Origin of the sequence: Micromonospora sp. NPDC005305 (assembly GCF_040607315.1) — a bacterium.
Taxonomy (GTDB): domain Bacteria; phylum Actinomycetota; class Actinomycetes; order Mycobacteriales; family Micromonosporaceae; genus Micromonospora.
Genome location: NZ_JBEXGL010000003.1, coordinates 242,401 through 256,804 on the forward strand (window position 1 = coordinate 242,401; position 14,404 = coordinate 256,804).

A 14,404-nucleotide genomic window follows, 5' to 3' on the forward strand; every position below is an offset into this window, starting at 1 on the left:
GACCTCGTGCTCAGGACCGCCGCCCGCGCGTGCGCAGCGCGTCCTCCGAGCGGACGTCGATGTCCGCGTCGTCCGGGAACGACCGCCGCGTCGGCGCCGGGTCCGGGGGCGCCCCGGGACCGGCCATCGGCGTACGGGTGGGTTCGACCCGCCCGAACCCGTGCCGGCCCTCGCGGCCGGACGGCGCGGCCGGCGCGTCGGCGCGGCGCTCGCCGCGCCGTCCCTCGGGTACGGCCGTCTCCTCGCTGCCCTCGTCCATCGGGTCGTGCTCGCCCGCGCCCCAGGGCGGTTCCGCGTCGAAGCCGTCCCGGGTGACCCACGGGGTCCCCGCCTCCGGCTGCTGTCTGTCGCCCCGCCCGCTGCTGCCCGTCATCGCGCACCTCGCTGGTCTCGTCCGGCCGGTACCCGGGTCGATTGCCCGCCCCGGTCGCCGTCATTCCCCGGACCGCAGGTCATCCGCTGGGCTGGTTCGTCCGGTCATGTGCCCGCTGCGCCGATTCGCGGACGCGACGCCGTCAGGTTCCGGCCGCGGGGAGGGTACCGCTGAGCAGTGCCGTGCCGAGCGCCGTGCGGCGGTAACGGATCTCATGCCCGTGGCGTTCGCCCACCACCAGCCCGGCCTCGCGGAGCACGGTCAGATGCTGGGAGACGGTGCCGGCAGCCAGGGCGTGGCGGTGGGCCAGGACGGTCGTGCTGACGGGCTCGGTCAGCCCGGCCAGCAGGGTCGCGCGGCTGCGCCCCAGGAGGCGGCCCGCGGCCGCCAGCTCCTGCGTCCGCGTCGACTGCCACAGGGTGCCCAGGCCGCGCGCCGGATAGATCACGGTGGGTTGCCACGGCTCGTCGAGGATCACCAGGACCTGGTCGAACTTGAACGCGCTCGGGATCAGCAGCAGGCCCTCGCCGGCGAGCCGGCGGTCCTCGTGGTCACCGCGGTCGCGGGTGAGGACGCCGTCGTGCCAGCGCAACTGGGGATGCAGTTCGGCGAAGAGGCGGTCCAGGCCGCCCTCGGCGAGCCGGCGGCTCTGGTGGACCACGTCGGCGTCGAGCAGGGCGCGGACGTTCGGCCACACCGGCCGGATCACCTGGTCCCACACGTCTCGGATCACCCCGGTGAGCAGGCGCAGCGCGTCGGCCGGGTCGGCCAGCAGCCGGCGGCCCACCGCGGTGCGCGCCGCGCCCCGGGTCGCGCGCAGCGAGCGGGCGATCTCCGCGGCCACCCGGTCGAGCGGCGTCGCCTCGATGCGGGCCAGTTCTTCCTCGAAGCGGGGGCGCGCGGTGGTCGGCGGCGGGGACAGGAAGTCCGGGCTGTAGCCGCGGCGGGGTTGCAGCAGCGTGACCGGGCGCAGGTCCAGCGCGTCCAGACGGTCCCTCATGGCGTGGAGAAAGCCCTGGTGATAGCCGGGGGCGTCTTCGGGCGTGGTGAGGCGGATGGCCTCGATCGTCTCCAGCACCGGCGAGATGGCGAAGCGGCAGCGCATCAGGTCGGCCGGGCTGAACCGCAGCGTGATCGCCATGTCCGCCCCCTCCATGATTCGGTCCTCGCCGAATCACTGGCGCCACCCTACCGGCTCCGGCCACCATCGCCGCCATGACGACATCACCGGACTGGGAACGACGCAGCGCGGAGCTGTGGGCCGCCATCGACGACCACGAACCCGAGGAGTTCCGCAAACGCGTCGACGTGCTCGCCGCGGAGCTGCCGGACGGCGATCCGGTGGCCGCGTTCGAACGCGCCTGCGCCTTCGACTCCACCGGCCACTCCGACCGGGCCGTGCCGCTGTACCGGGCCGCGCTGGCCGGCGGCATCACCGGCATCCGCCGCCGGCGTTCGGTCATCCAGCTGGCCAGCTCCCTGCGCAACGTGGGCCGGGCCGCGGAGGCGGTCGAACTGCTGACGGCCGAGCGGCGGCAGCCCGCCGACGAGCTCGACGACGCGGTCAGCGCCACGCTGGCCCTGGCGTTGACCAGCGTGGGCCGTGAGCGTGAGGCGGTCGCCGTCGCGGTTGCCGCGCTGGCCCCGCACCTGCCCCGCTACCAGCGTTCCATGGCCACCTACGCCCGCCTGCTGGTCGAGCCCGAGGAGACGGAGAGCTAGCCGGCGCCGGCCGCCGTCCTGCTGGACGGCGGCCGGTGTGTCCGGGCGTCATCGTCTCGGCAGCAGTTGGATGATCGCGGCCAGCGCGAGTTCCAGCACGACGAGCGCGACCAGCCCGGCCCGGAACCCGCCGGTCAGATCGGCGGCCTCGTAGAAGACGATGCCGATCAGGGCCACCCCGACCGCGTTGCCGGTCTGGTTGACCGTGGCGAGCACGCCGGCGGCGGCGCCGGTGTGCGCCGGGCTGACCCGGGCGAGCACGGTGGTGGTGAGCGGCGCGAGCGCGATGCCCATGCCGACGCCGTCCACGGCGAGCCCCGGCACGAGCCAACCGGTGCCGTGTCCGGCCGCCTCCCACATCCCGTACAGGCCCACGACCATCACCAGCGCGCCGACCGTGACCACCTGGCGGCCGAGCCGGGCGGCGATCCGGTGCGCGTACGTCGAGGTGGCCAGGTAGCCGGCGCCGATCGCGGTGAAGACCACGCCCGACTCCAGCGCCGACAGGCCCCGTTCCACCTGCAGGTAGAGGGCCAGGATGAGGAAGAACGACGCCTGCCCCATCCAGAACACCTGGGTCGCCACCAGCCCCACCGAGAACGCCCGCTCGCGGAACAGCGCCAGGTGCACGAGGGGTTGCCGGCCGCGCCGCTGGGTCGTCACGAAGAGCGCGAACAGCAGCACCGAGGCGGCCAGGCTCAGCCACGTCCACAGCGGCCAGCCCTGCTCGCGCCCTTCCACCAGCGGCAGCACCAGCGCCACCAGCGCCGCACTGACCAGGACCACGCCGGCCAGGTCGAGCCGGGTCGCCGGGTGGCGGGACTCGGGCACCCGGCGGAGCAGGGCCAGTGCGGCCACGCCGATCGGCAGGTTGATCAGGAAGCACAGCCGCCAGTCCAGGCCGAACAGGTCGGCCTCGATGAGCAGGCCGCCGATCAACTGCCCGAGGACGGCGCCCAGACCCATCGTCAGGCCGTACCGGGCGAACGCCTTCGGCTGCTCGGCGGGCGCGACGCTGGTCCGCACGATGGCCAGCACCTGCGGCATGAGCAGCGCCGCCGCGAGCCCCTGCAGCACCCGGGCGCCGAGCAGGACGCCCGCGGTGGGCGCCAGCCCGCAGAGCACCGAGGCGGCGGTGAACAGCGCGAGGCCGAGCCCGAAGATCCGGCGGCGACCGTACCGGTCACCCAGCCGGCCGCCGGTGATCAGGCCGGCGGCCACCGCGAGGACGTAGCCGGCGACCACCCACTCCAGGGCGGCCGGGCCGGCGTGCAGGTCGCGTTGCATCGCCGGCAGCGCCACGTTGACGATGAACGCGTCGATCGCGGTCATGAACGTCGAGATCAGCAGCACCGGCAGGAACCCGCCGGGCCGAGCGGCCGGTGCGGTGACCCGCACCGGCCGCTCGCTCAGGACGCTCATGCCGGCACCCGGTCCAGGAAGCCGTGCACGGTGGCGATCCGGCCGTCGGCGATGACCGCGACGTCGAAGCCGACGACGATCGGCTCGGCGCCGGGCGGGCCGAGGTGCCAGGTGAACCGGGCCAGGTTGTGGTGCGCGTCGACCGGGCCGGCCAGGCGGAACTCCAGGCCGGGGAACTGCTGCTGCACGGCGCCGATCAGCGCGTCGATCTGGTCGCGCCCGGCGACGGCGGCCAGCGGGTCGGTGTAGGTCCCGTCGGCGGTCCAGACCTCGTCGACGAGGGCTCGGCGGGCGGCGGGGTCGGCGGTGTTCCAGGCGGCGAGGTACGTCTCGATGAGTTCCATGGCCACGACGCTAGGGACGATCCGGCGCCCGGGAATCGGTAGCGCTTAGGTACCGCGTACCTGTGTAGGGTGCGGGAATGTTGCACGGCCGCGGCGCGGAGCAGGACCGGATCGCGGCCCTGGTGGCGGGGGCCCGGACCGGGCGGAGCGCCGCGCTGGTGCTCCGGGGCGGCCCGGGCATCGGCAAGACGGCGCTGCTGGACTGGGCGGCCGAGCTGACGTCACCGGCCGCCCACCCGGCGTGCGTGCTGCGCGCGAGCGCCGCCGAGTTCGAGGCCGAGCTGCCGTTCGCCGGGCTGAGCCAGCTCGTGCGGCCCGCGCTCGACCGCCTCGACCGGCTGCCCGGGCCGCAGCGGCAGGTGCTCGCCGCCGCGTTCGGGCTCGGCGGCGGCGCCCCGGCCGACCGGCTGCTGGTGGGCCTCGCCGTGCTGTCGCTCCTGGCGGACCTCGCCGAGGACGGCCCGCTGCTCTGCCTCGTCGACGACGCGCACTGGCTGGACACGGTCTCCGCCGAGGCGCTGCTCTTCGCCGCCCGCCGGCTGCACGCCGAGGGCGTGGTCATGATCTTCGCGGCCCGGGACGGCAGCTTCCCCGCCCCGGGCCTGCCCGAGCTGACCGTCGGCGCGCTCGCGCCGGCCGACGCCGTCCGGCTGCTCGACCCGCGGCTCGCCCCGGAGGTACGGATGCGGGTGCTCGGCGAGGCGCAGGGCAACCCGCTCGCGCTGATCGAGCTGCCCGGGGTCCTCGCCGCCGGCGGGGCCGAGGGCCCGCTGCCGCTGACCGACCGGCTGCTCGCGGCGTTCCACGGCCAGGTCGACCGGCTCCCCGCCGGCACCCGGGCGCTGCTGCGCGTCGCCGCCGTCGAGGACACCGGCGACCTGGACGTGCTGCTGCGCGCCGCCGCACCGCTCGGCGGCGGCCCCGCCGACCTGCGTGCGGCGGAGGAGGCCCGGCTCGTCGAGGTCACCGGACGGCGGCTGCGGTTCCGGCACCCGCTGGTCCGCGCCGCGGTGCACGCCGCCGCGCCGTACCCGGATCGGCTCGCCGCGCACCGGGCGCTCGCGGACGTGCTCACCGCGCCGGACACCGCCGACCGGCGGGCCTGGCACCTCGCCGCGGCCACCACCGGGCCGGACGAGCAGGTGGCCGCCGCGCTGGAACGCACCGCCGAGCAGGCCCGCGGGCGCAGCGGCTACGGCGCGGCCCTGGCCGCCTTCGAGCGCGCCGCGGAGCTGAGCGACGAGGAGGCGGCGACGGCGCGCCGGCTGCTGCTGGCCGCGGAGAGCGGCCTGCAGTCCGGGCACCTCGGTGACGCGGTCCGGCTCGCCGAGCGGGCGGCCGGCCTGGTGGACGAGCCGACCTTCCACGCCCGCGTCGCCTGGGTGGAAGGGCACGCCTGGTTCTGGCAGGGCGGCCACCAGACCGCGTACGACCTGATGACCGGCGGCGCGAAGCTCGACCCGGAACAGCGGGACGGGCTGCTGGTGGCCGCGTTCCACCCGGCCTGGTACCTCGGCGAGCCGCACCTGGGCGCCTGCCTCGACCAGCTCGCCACGCTCGACCACCCGGTGGCCCGCTACCAGGTCGCCGCCGTGCGGGGCCGGCCGCTGCCGCTGGCGGCGACCGCCGCCCAGGTGGGCGGCGAACCCCGCGACCGGATGCAGCTCTGCGGGCTCGGCTTCGTCGCGGGCCAGGACGCCGAGACGTACGAGCTGGCCGGCGCCCTGGTCGCCCGCTGCCGGGCCGACGGCGTCCTCGGCCTGCTGCCCACCCTGCTGTTCTTCCTGGCCGAGGCGGAGTTCTTCCACGGCCGGCACCGGGATGCCACGGTCAGCCTCGACGAGGCGGTGCGCGTGGCCCGGGACGGCGGTCAACCGCTCTGGGTCAGCCAGTTGCGCGCCGTGCAGGCGGTGCTCGCCGCGGTGGCCGGCGACGAGGGGCGCTGCCGGGAGCTGGTGGCCTCGGCGCTGGACGGCGCCGCGGCGGGCGCCGAGGCGGGCGGCCGGGCGTGGACGCTGTGGGCGCTGGGCCTGCTCGACCTCGGCCAGGGCCGGGCGGAGTCCGCCGTGACGCGGCTCGCCGCCCTGCAGGAGAACCCGTACGCCCACCAGGTGTGCGCGTACCGGAGTGTGCCCGACCTGGTGGAGGCGGCCGTCCGGGCCGGCGTGCCCGAGCGGGCCCACGAGGCGTACGCCCGCTTCCGCGCCTGGGCGCAGCGGGTGGACCAGCCGTGGGCCATGTCGCTGGCGTACCGGTGCTGGGCGCTGCTCACCGGCGACGAGCAGGATCACCTACTCGCCCTGAAGTCCGGTGGCCGGCCGTTCGAGCAGGCCCGCACCGAGCTGCTGTACGGGGAGTGGCTGCGCCGCGCCCGGCGCAAGGCCGAGGCGCGCGGCCTGCTGCAACGCGCCCTGCACACGTTCGACCGGTTGGCGGCGGCGCCGTGGGCGGCGCGGGCGCGCGGCGAGCTGGAGGCGACCGGGCTGCGCGCGCCGCAGCCCGCCGCGTCGGCCGGCGCCGACCTGACCCCGCAGGAGCTGCAGATCGCCCGGCTCGCCGGCACCGGACTGTCCAACCGGGACATCGCCGCCCAGCTCTTCCTCAGCCCGAAGACGGTCGCGTACCACCTGTACAAGGCGTACCCGAAGCTCGGCGTCGCCGGCCGCGGGGAGCTGAGCGAGCTGGACCTGTGAGAACGGGCGGGGGTCAGGCGCTGCGGAAGGTGCGGCGGTAGGCCTCCGGCGGCACGCCGACCGTCCGGTTGAAGTGCCGGCGCAGCGTCGCGGCGGTGCCCATGCCGGCCGCCCGCGCGATGGCCTCGATGCTCCGGTCGGTGTTCTCCAGCAGCTCCTGGGCCCGGCGGATCCGCTGCGTCGACAGCCACTGCAGCGGGGTGGCGCCGGTCGCCGACACGAAGTGCCGGGCCAGGTTGCGGGAGCTCATGTTCGCCCGGCGGGCCAGGTCCTCCACGGTCAGCGGACGGTCCAGCCGCGCCATGGCCCAGGGCAGCAGGTCGGCGAGGGGATGGTCGTCGCGGGCGGGCACCGGGGTGGTGACGAACTGGGCCTGGCCGCCGGCGCGATGCGGCGGCACGACCAGGCGGCGGGCCACGGCGTTGGCGACCGTGGAGCCGTGGTCGCGGCGGATCAAATGCAGGCACAGGTCGACCGCCGCGGCCTTGCCGGCGGACGCGAGCACGGTGCCGTTGTCGACGTAGAGCACGTCCGGGTCGACCCGCACCCGGGGATGGCGGGCGGCCAGCGCCTCGGTGTGGGCCCAGTGCGTGGTGGCGCGCAGCCCGTCCAGCACTCCGGCGGCGGCCAGCACGAACGCCCCCGTGCACAGCGAGACCAGCCGTGCGCCCGCCTCGTGCGCCGCGCGGACCGCGTCGAGCAGGTCGGGTGGCAGGTCCGCGTCGATGTCCGCCACGGCGGGAACGATCACGGTGTCGGCGCGGGCGAGCCGGTCCAGGCCGTCGTCGGGTTCCACCCGGAACCTGCCGATCCCGACCGGGCCCGAGCCGCACACCACGAGGTCGTACCACGGGTCTGCCACGCCGGAGGGGTCGTGGGCGAAGACCTCGCACGCCATGGCGAACTCGAAGTGCAGCATCCCGTCGGTGGCGGCGAGCGCGATCGTGGCCATGTCCGAAACTGTACGGGGCATGGCGTTCCGGACACTGGTCTGGGGCCGGCCGCCGCTGGAGGATCTTCTCAGCGGATCTTCGAGGAGGGATCCAGATGGGTTCGGGTCAGACCGTGGCGGTGTTCGGCGCGTACGGGCACACCGGTGGGTTCGTGGTGACGGAGTTGCGCGCTCGCGGGTTCGTCCCGCTCCTGCTCGGCCGCGACGCGGGGCGTCTTCGGGCGCTGGTGGCGGCGCATCCGGGGCTCGCGCACCGGGTGGCCTCGGCCGGCGACCCGGCCTCGCTCGACCGGGCGTTGCGGGGTGCGGCCGCGGTCGTCAACTGCGCCGGCCCGTTCGCCTCGACCGCGGCCCCCGTGATCGAAGCGGCCCTGCGCGCCGGCATCCCGTACGTCGACGTGGCGGCGGAGATCGAGGCCAACGCCGACACGTTCGCGCGCTTCACCGACCGCGCCCGGCGCGTCGGCGTCGCGGTGGTCCCGGCCATGGCCTTCTTCGGCGGGCTCGGCGACCTGCTGGTCACCACGGCGATGGGCGACTGGACGGCGGCCGACGAGGCGCACGTCGCGTACGGGCTGAGTAGTTGGCACCCCACGGCCGGGACCCTCGCCTCGGGCGCGGTCTCCCGGGAACGGCGTGCCGGCCGGCGGGTCCGCTACACCGGTGGCCGGCTGGAGTACCACCGCGACGAGGGCGACCTGCCGGTTCTGGACTGGGACTTCCCCGCTCCGCTGGGCCCCCGCACCGTCCTCGACGGGTTCACGATGGCCGACGTCGTCACGGTCCCCAGCCACCTGTCCATCCCCGAGGTGCGCACCTACATGACCGTCGAGGCCGCCCGGGACCTGGCCGGCCCGGACACGCCCGCCCCGGCAGCGGTCGACGAACTCGGCCGGTCCGGGCAGACGTTCACGGTCGACGTCGTCGTGCGCTCCGGCGACCGGCGGCGCGGCGTCGTCGCCAGCGGCCGGGACATCTACGCCGTCAGCGCGCCGCTGGCCGTCGAGGCGGTCGATCGCGTTCTCGCCGGCCGGACGAGGACGAGCGGCGTCGCCTCCGCCGGCGCGATCTTCGACGCGCCCGACTTCCTCCGCGCGCTGTCCGCCCACCTCACCGTGGCGTCGCGGCGGCCGTAAGGGATGGTTCGTCCTGGATGAGGGGTATTTTTTGGGCGAATCGAATCGCGGGAAAACTTGATTGATTCCAAAAGAGTGAGCTATGTTCGTCGCATGACGGCCGACTTCGAGACCCAGCTCCGGGCGGTCTCGTTGCGCGTCACCAGGCCCCGGTTGGCGGTGCTCGCCGCGCTGCGCGACCACCCGCACGTCGACACCGACACCGTGATCGCCCTGGTCCGGGCCGACCAACCCACCGTCTCCCACCAGACGGTCTACGACGTGCTGCGTGCCCTCACCGACGCCGGTCTGGTGCGGCGCATCCAGCCGGCCGGCGCCACGGCCCGGTACGAGTCGCGGGTGGGGGACAACCACCACCACGTCGTGTGCCGCTCCTGCGGCGCGATCGCCGACGTCGACTGCGCCGTGGGCCAGGCTCCCTGTCTCACCGCCTCCCACGACCAGGGGTTCCTGGTCGACGAGGCGGAGGTCGTCTACTGGGGCACCTGCCCCGACTGCGCGACCGAACGCACCTCCCAGCGATCCGCCAGTTCGGAAGGACATTGATGAGCGACACCCAGGACAACGCCCCCTCCAGCGCCCAGGGCGTGGACAAGAAGGCGGCGGCCGGCTGCCCGGTCGCGCACGACTCCGTGACCGCGCACGGCAGCGAGAGCGAGAACCCGGCGATCGACTCGCCGACTCCGAAGACCGGCGGTCGTCCGCGCACCAACCGGGACTGGTGGCCCAACCAGCTCGACCTGTCGGTGCTGCACGCTCAGTCGCCGAAGGGCAACCCGCTGGGGGAGAACTTCAGCTACGCCAAGGAGTTCGCCAAGCTCGACGTCGAGGCCCTCAAGCAGGACATCATCACCGCCCTCACCACCTCCCAGGACTGGTGGCCGGCCGACTTCGGCCACTACGGCGGCCTGATGATCCGGATGAGCTGGCACTCCGCCGGCACCTACCGCATCCACGACGGTCGCGGCGGCGCCGGTGACGGCGCCCAGCGGTTCGCCCCGCTGAACAGCTGGCCGGACAACGCCAACCTCGACAAGGCCCGCCGGCTGCTCTGGCCGGTCAAGCAGAAGTACGGTCAGAAGATCTCGTGGGCCGACCTGCTCGTGCTCGCCGGCAACGTCTCCCTCGAGTCGATGGGCTTCAAGACCTTCGGCTTCGGCTTCGGCCGCGAGGACGTCTGGGAGCCCGAGGAGATCTTCTGGGGTCCGGAGGACACCTGGCTCGGCGACGAGCGCTACGCCTCCGAGAAGGAGATGGTGGGCGACGTCGGGGCGACCGAGATGGGTCTCATCTACGTCAACCCGGAGGGCCCCCGCGGCAACGCGGACCCGCTCGCGGCGGCGCACTTCATCCGCGAGACCTTCGCCCGGATGGCGATGAACGACGAGGAGACCGTCGCCCTCATCGCCGGTGGCCACACCTTCGGCAAGACCCACGGCGCCGCCGTCGCCGACGACCACGTGGGCCCCGAGCCCGAGGGCGCCCCGCTGGAGGCGCAGGGCCTGGGCTGGCTGAACACCCACGGCACCGGCAAGGGCCGGGACACGATCACCAGCGGCCTCGAGGTGACCTGGACCGACCGGCCGACCCAGTGGAGCAACCGCTTCTTCGAGATCCTCTTCGGCTACGAGTGGGAGCTCACCACGAGCCCCGGCGGGGCGAAGCAGTGGGTCGCCAAGGACGCCGAGGCGATCGTCCCGGACCCCTTCGACCCGTCGAAGAAGCACAAGCCGACGATGCTGACGACCGACCTGTCGCTGCGCGTCGACCCGGCGTACGAGAAGATCTCCCGCCGGTTCCTGGAGAACCCCGACGAGTTCGCGCTGGCGTTCGCCAAGGCCTGGTACAAGCTGCTGCACCGCGACATGGGTCCGGTCGAGCGCTTCCTCGGGCCGTGGGTGCCGGAGCCCCAGCTGTGGCAGGACCCGGTGCCGGCCGTCGACCACGAGCTCGTGGGTGACGCCGAGGTCGCCGCGCTCAAGGCGAAGGTCCTGGAGTCCGGCCTCACCACCGATCAGCTGGTCTCCACCGCCTGGGCCTCCGCCGCGAGCTTCCGGTCCACCGACAAGCGCGGTGGCGCCAACGGCGCGCGGATCCGCCTGGAGCCGCAGCGCAGCTGGGAGGTCAACCAGCCCGAGCAGCTCGCGACGGTGCTGGCGACCCTCGAGGGCATCCAGCAGGAGTTCAACTCCGCCGGCGGCGCGAAGAAGATCTCGCTCGCGGACCTGATCGTGCTGGCCGGCTCGGCCGCGGTCGAGAAGGCGGCGCGGGACGCCGGCTTCGACGTGACCGTGCCGTTCCGTCCGGGCCGCACGGACGCCTCCCAGGAGCAGACCGACGTCGAGTCCTTCCGGGTCCTCGAGCCGCGCGCCGACGGGTTCCGCAACTACCTGCGTCCGGGTGAGAAGACCCAGCCGGAGGTGCTGCTCATCGACCGTGCCCACATGCTCAACCTGACCGCCCCGGAGATGACCGTCCTCATCGGCGGCCTGCGCTCCCTCGGGGCCAACGTCGGGGGTGCGCGCCACGGCGTCCTCACCGACCGGCCCGGCGTGCTCACCAACGACTTCTTCGCCAACCTGCTCTCCCCGGGCACCCGGTGGAAGGCGTCGGAGTCCGAGGAGCACGTGTACGAGATCCGGGACCTGGCCACCGACGAGGTGAAGTGGACCGCCACGGCGGTCGACCTCATCTTCGGCTCCAACTCGCAGCTTCGGGCCCTCGCCGAGGTCTACGCCAGCGAGGACGCGCGCGACAAGTTCGTGACGGACTTCGTCGCCGCCTGGACCAAGGTCATGGAGCTGGACCGGTTCGACATCCGCTGATCCCGCTCCCACCGGGCCCCGGCCGATCCACCAGGATCGGCCGGGGCCCGTTCGTCGCCGCGCCGGTGCCGGTCTCCCCGGTTGCCGGCGGGCACACCGACCCGGTGTCCGTGGTGGTTGCCGTGCTCAGCACGGAGGCGCCGCGTGCCCCGGCCGGGTGAGGCTGTGACCACAGTGATCGGTGCCGGCCACGCCGAGCGACCAGGCGAAGCTGGACGAGGGCACGATGTGGGCGAGCGGTTTCGCCCTGACCGAGGTGACGGCCGAGGCGGAGGCGCGCATCGCGTGGCCGGAGGGTGACAGTTCAATCGAAGTGACCTGGGTCACAATTGTCGTGCCGGCGCGGTGCCCTCGGTCAGCTGCGGGGGATCAGCACGCTCAGGCAGGTGACGCAGCCCTCGAGCTTCTCGTACTCGTCGATGTCGACGACGACCGGCGCGAAGCCGAGGTCCGCGACGAGCGCCGCCGTGCGCGGCGCCGACGCCGCCATCAGCACGAGGTCACCACCCAGCGGTACGACGTGACAGCCGGCCTCCTCGTCGACCGCGCGCACCGGCTGCCGCAGCGCCGTCGCGTCGAGCAGCTCCGGCAGCGCGAGGAGGGTGCCGTCGGGCAGCGCCGTCACGGCCGACTTGAGATGCAGCACCTCGCGCAGCGGGACCGGGACCACCGTGCGACCGCGGGTCGCCAGGTGGCTGCGCAACTGGGCGACGCCCTCGGCGTTCGTGCGGCCGCCCCGGCCCACGTACACGGTGGTGCCGATCTGCAGCACGTCACCGCCGTCCAGCGTGCCGGGGGCCTCGATACGCACGACCTCCAGGCCGGCCTCCCGGACCGCCTTCTCCGTGCCGGGGACCTCCGGACGGCGCTCCGGCGCGCCCGGCCGCGTCAGCACCGCCAGGTCGTCGCAGACCACGACGGTGTCCTCCACGAACACCGAGTCGGGGCACTGGTCGGCCGGGTCGACCTCGCGCACCTGCCAGCCGGCCCCGGCGAGCGCCGCCCGGTACGCCTCGTGCTGGCGCCGGGCCCGCGCGACGTCCACGTCGCTGCGCTCGATGTGGGTGACCAGGCCCTCGGTCAGCCGGTCGCCGGGTCGCCGGACCAGGGCGATGCCTCGCGTCATGCCAGCAGTCTGCCTGCTCCCGCCGTCACCGTCCACGGGGCGACGGCCGCGCGCGTCGTCGGTTTCAATGGGGTCATGCGCGTCCTGGTCGTCTCCGCGCCGCTGCCGGGGCATCTGCTGCCGCTGCTCCCGCTGGCCCTCGCCTGGCGGGACGCCGGCCACGACGTGCTGGTCGCGAGTGGCGGCGACGCGCTCACCGCCGACCTCGGCGGCCTGGCGGCGCACGACGTCGCGCCGGGGTTCGCCTTCGGCCGGATCGCCGGCCGGGTGCTGCTGCGACATCCGCTGCTGGCCCGCCGGGAACTGGCGGGACGTGCCGGCACCGCGGTCGTCGGTGAGCTGTTCGGCGCCGCCAACGCCACGTTCGTGGACGCGGTGGTCGGGCTGGCCCGGCGGGAACGGCCCGACCTGATCGTCTACGAGCCGCTGGGCGTGGCCGGTGGCGTCGCCGCCGAGCACGTCGGGGTCCCCGCCGTCCTGCAGGAGAACAACCTGTTCCCCGCCGCCGATCTCGTCGCGGCCGTGGCGGCGAGCGGGCCGATGCGGCGGCACCGGATCGTCGCGCCGGCGGCCACGGTCACCGTGTCACCGCCGAGCCTCACCGGCCCGAGACCGGGGCTGCCCATGCGTGCGGTGCCCTACTCGGGCGGCGGAGCGGTGCCGGCCTGGCTCCTCAGCGCCGGGGAGCGGCCGCGGATCATCGTCAGCCGGAGCACCGTCGCCGGACCGGGCGGCGGCGACCCGACCGGGGCGATCATCGCGGCCGCGCCCGCGGTGGACGCCGACATCGTGCTCGTCCGGCCGGCCGGCCGGCTGCCGCGGCTGCCGGAGAACGTCCGGGCCGTCGGCCGCGTGCCGCTGGACCGGGTGCTCCCCTACGCGACGGCGTGCGTGCACCACGGCGGGGCGGGCAGCGTGCTGGGTGCGCTGGCGGCGGGCGTGCCGCAGCTCGTCGTGCCCGGCCCGGGCGACCGGCGGCACAACGCCGAGGTGGTCGCACGGCGCGGCGCCGGTCTCGGGGTGGCAGCCCGGGCGATCACGCCGGCGGTCCTGACCCGGCTCGTCACCGACGCGGCGCTCAGGACGGCGGCGGGCGAGGTGCGCGCCGAGATGGCCGCGATGCCGCCGCCCTCCGACGTGGTGACCGAGCTGACCGCGCTCCTTCGGTGACCGGTCCCGGCGCGAGCCGCGATGCCGGCCCGGTGGGTCACCGGGAGACGCCGTCGAGCGCCTGCATGATGACGTCGGTGACCGCCTGGGGCTGGGTGACCATGACGACGTGGGAGGCGTCGATCCGGGTGATCGTCGCGCCGGCGCGCTCGGCCATGCGGAGCACCGCGTCGCTGCCGGCGGCCCGGTCGCCGGTGGCGACCGCCGCCCAGGAGGGAAGCTTCCTCCAGGCGGGGTTCGTCGTGGGCGTGGCGAAGGCCAGCGAGGAGACCGGGCGCTGGGTGACCGCCATGACCGCCGCGTCCTTCTCGGCGACGTCGGCGGCGAACGCGTCGTGGAACTTCGCCGGGTCGATGAGGAACTCCGTCTCGGTGCCCGAGGCGGTCGGGTACTGCAGCGGCAGCAGCGCCGTGGTCAGCACGCTGTCCCTGGAGCCGCCCTCGATGTCCATGCGACGCCCGCGGCGGTCAACCGCTCCACCACGCCGTTCCAGCTGGAGCTGTCCGCGAAGGCGCCGTGCACCAGGACGACCGTGGGCATCCCGGGACGCGCGGAGGTGCCGGTCATGGATCAGTCCTTTCGATCGACGGTCCGTCAGTCGCACCCCGTCACCAACGGCTGCGTCTCGTCGACCAGGTACG

At 74.7% G+C, this 14,404-nt stretch carries 13 protein-coding genes; 6 read left to right on the forward strand and 7 right to left on the reverse strand.

Features of this window, described 5'->3' with window-relative positions:
* Positions 1 to 10 precede the first annotated feature (10 nt).
* Together ABZS80_RS07115 and ABZS80_RS07120 are read right to left on the reverse strand one after the other, a co-directional pair.
* A complete protein-coding gene (locus ABZS80_RS07115; protein WP_355054878.1) occupies positions 11 to 373 on the reverse strand; it encodes a hypothetical protein in 363 nt (120 codons plus the stop codon).
* Positions 374 to 515: 142 nt separating this feature from the next.
* Positions 516 to 1,529, reverse strand: a complete 1,014-nt coding sequence (locus ABZS80_RS07120) for a DUF5937 family protein (RefSeq protein ID WP_355054879.1) — start codon at positions 1,527 to 1,529, stop codon at positions 516 to 518.
* Positions 1,530 to 1,588: 59 nt separating this feature from the next.
* Here ABZS80_RS07120 and ABZS80_RS07125 point away from each other — a divergent pair, with 59 nt between their 5' ends.
* Complete coding sequence (locus ABZS80_RS07125; RefSeq protein ID WP_355054880.1) at positions 1,589 to 2,095, forward strand: tetratricopeptide repeat protein; 507 nt, start codon at positions 1,589 to 1,591, stop codon at positions 2,093 to 2,095.
* Between the two features lie 48 nt (positions 2,096 to 2,143).
* Here the strand turns inward: ABZS80_RS07125 and ABZS80_RS07130 are convergent, their stop codons facing one another.
* Both ABZS80_RS07130 and ABZS80_RS07135 read right to left on the reverse strand, forming a co-directional pair.
* Positions 2,144 to 3,517 carry an MFS transporter gene (locus ABZS80_RS07130; protein WP_355054881.1) on the reverse strand — a complete coding sequence of 458 codons (1,374 nt, stop codon included), beginning with the start codon at positions 3,515 to 3,517 and terminating at the stop codon, positions 2,144 to 2,146.
* Positions 3,514 to 3,861 (reverse strand): nuclear transport factor 2 family protein, encoded by a 348-nt coding sequence (locus ABZS80_RS07135; RefSeq protein ID WP_355054882.1) that lies wholly within the window; start codon positions 3,859 to 3,861, stop codon positions 3,514 to 3,516. Before ABZS80_RS07135 ends, ABZS80_RS07130 begins: the two co-directional genes overlap by 4 nt.
* 77 nt (positions 3,862 to 3,938) lie before the next feature.
* On the opposite strand from ABZS80_RS07135, the gene ABZS80_RS07140 reads away from it, so the two are divergent.
* The gene (locus tag ABZS80_RS07140) at positions 3,939 to 6,554 is read left to right on the forward strand and encodes an AAA family ATPase (protein WP_355054883.1); all 2,616 of its coding nucleotides are present in this window, start codon (positions 3,939 to 3,941) and stop codon (positions 6,552 to 6,554) included.
* Between the two features lie 13 nt (positions 6,555 to 6,567).
* On the opposite strand, the gene ABZS80_RS07145 is transcribed toward ABZS80_RS07140, so the two are convergent.
* Positions 6,568 to 7,506, reverse strand: coding sequence for a helix-turn-helix domain-containing protein (locus tag ABZS80_RS07145; RefSeq protein ID WP_355054884.1), 939 nt, complete (start codon positions 7,504 to 7,506; stop codon positions 6,568 to 6,570).
* A gap of 95 nt (positions 7,507 to 7,601) precedes the next feature.
* Between ABZS80_RS07145 and ABZS80_RS07150 the strand changes: the two genes are divergently transcribed.
* The 3 genes from ABZS80_RS07150 (at position 7,602) to katG (ending at position 11,467) form a co-directional block, all read left to right on the forward strand.
* The gene (locus tag ABZS80_RS07150; protein ID WP_355054885.1) at positions 7,602 to 8,642 is read left to right on the forward strand and encodes a saccharopine dehydrogenase NADP-binding domain-containing protein; all 1,041 of its coding nucleotides are present in this window, start codon (positions 7,602 to 7,604) and stop codon (positions 8,640 to 8,642) included.
* A 93-nt stretch (positions 8,643 to 8,735) separates the two neighbouring features.
* Complete coding sequence (locus ABZS80_RS07155) at positions 8,736 to 9,188, forward strand: Fur family transcriptional regulator (RefSeq protein ID WP_355054886.1); 453 nt, start codon at positions 8,736 to 8,738, stop codon at positions 9,186 to 9,188.
* The gene (gene katG, locus ABZS80_RS07160; RefSeq protein WP_355054887.1) at positions 9,188 to 11,467 is read left to right on the forward strand and encodes a catalase/peroxidase HPI; all 2,280 of its coding nucleotides are present in this window, start codon (positions 9,188 to 9,190) and stop codon (positions 11,465 to 11,467) included. Before ABZS80_RS07155 ends, katG begins: the two co-directional genes overlap by 1 nt.
* 355 nt (positions 11,468 to 11,822) lie before the next feature.
* Here the strand turns inward: katG and ddaH are convergent, their stop codons facing one another.
* Positions 11,823 to 12,593 carry a dimethylargininase gene (gene ddaH / locus ABZS80_RS07165; RefSeq protein ID WP_355054888.1) on the reverse strand — a complete coding sequence of 257 codons (771 nt, stop codon included), beginning with the start codon at positions 12,591 to 12,593 and terminating at the stop codon, positions 11,823 to 11,825.
* A 75-nt stretch (positions 12,594 to 12,668) separates the two neighbouring features.
* Between ddaH and ABZS80_RS07170 the strand changes: the two genes are divergently transcribed.
* Positions 12,669 to 13,763: a nucleotide disphospho-sugar-binding domain-containing protein gene (locus tag ABZS80_RS07170; protein ID WP_355054889.1), complete on the forward strand. Its 1,095-nt coding sequence runs from the start codon at positions 12,669 to 12,671 to the stop codon at positions 13,761 to 13,763.
* Between the two features lie 37 nt (positions 13,764 to 13,800).
* Here ABZS80_RS07170 and ABZS80_RS07175 read toward each other — a convergent pair whose 3' ends face one another.
* Positions 13,801 to 14,214 carry an alpha/beta fold hydrolase gene (locus tag ABZS80_RS07175; RefSeq protein ID WP_355054890.1) on the reverse strand — a complete coding sequence of 138 codons (414 nt, stop codon included), beginning with the start codon at positions 14,212 to 14,214 and terminating at the stop codon, positions 13,801 to 13,803.
* Positions 14,215 to 14,404: the final 190 nt, after the last annotated feature.

Coding starts and splice junctions, on each gene's coding strand:
- ABZS80_RS07115 (WP_355054878.1), bottom strand. CDS start 373: ATGACGGGCAGCAGCGGGCGGGGCGACAGACAGCAGCCGGAGGCGGGG.
- ABZS80_RS07120 (WP_355054879.1), bottom strand. CDS start 1,529: ATGGAGGGGGCGGACATGGCGATCACGCTGCGGTTCAGCCCGGCCGAC.
- ABZS80_RS07125 (WP_355054880.1), top strand. CDS start 1,589: ATGACGACATCACCGGACTGGGAACGACGCAGCGCGGAGCTGTGGGCC.
- ABZS80_RS07130 (WP_355054881.1), bottom strand. CDS start 3,517: ATGAGCGTCCTGAGCGAGCGGCCGGTGCGGGTCACCGCACCGGCCGCT.
- ABZS80_RS07135 (WP_355054882.1), bottom strand. CDS start 3,861: ATGGAACTCATCGAGACGTACCTCGCCGCCTGGAACACCGCCGACCCC.
- ABZS80_RS07140 (WP_355054883.1), top strand. CDS start 3,939: ATGTTGCACGGCCGCGGCGCGGAGCAGGACCGGATCGCGGCCCTGGTG.
- ABZS80_RS07145 (WP_355054884.1), bottom strand. CDS start 7,506: ATGGCCACGATCGCGCTCGCCGCCACCGACGGGATGCTGCACTTCGAG.
- ABZS80_RS07150 (WP_355054885.1), top strand. CDS start 7,602: ATGGGTTCGGGTCAGACCGTGGCGGTGTTCGGCGCGTACGGGCACACC.
- ABZS80_RS07155 (WP_355054886.1), top strand. CDS start 8,736: ATGACGGCCGACTTCGAGACCCAGCTCCGGGCGGTCTCGTTGCGCGTC.
- katG (WP_355054887.1), top strand. CDS start 9,188: ATGAGCGACACCCAGGACAACGCCCCCTCCAGCGCCCAGGGCGTGGAC.
- ddaH (WP_355054888.1), bottom strand. CDS start 12,593: ATGACGCGAGGCATCGCCCTGGTCCGGCGACCCGGCGACCGGCTGACC.
- ABZS80_RS07170 (WP_355054889.1), top strand. CDS start 12,669: ATGCGCGTCCTGGTCGTCTCCGCGCCGCTGCCGGGGCATCTGCTGCCG.
- ABZS80_RS07175 (WP_355054890.1), bottom strand. CDS start 14,214: ATGGACATCGAGGGCGGCTCCAGGGACAGCGTGCTGACCACGGCGCTG.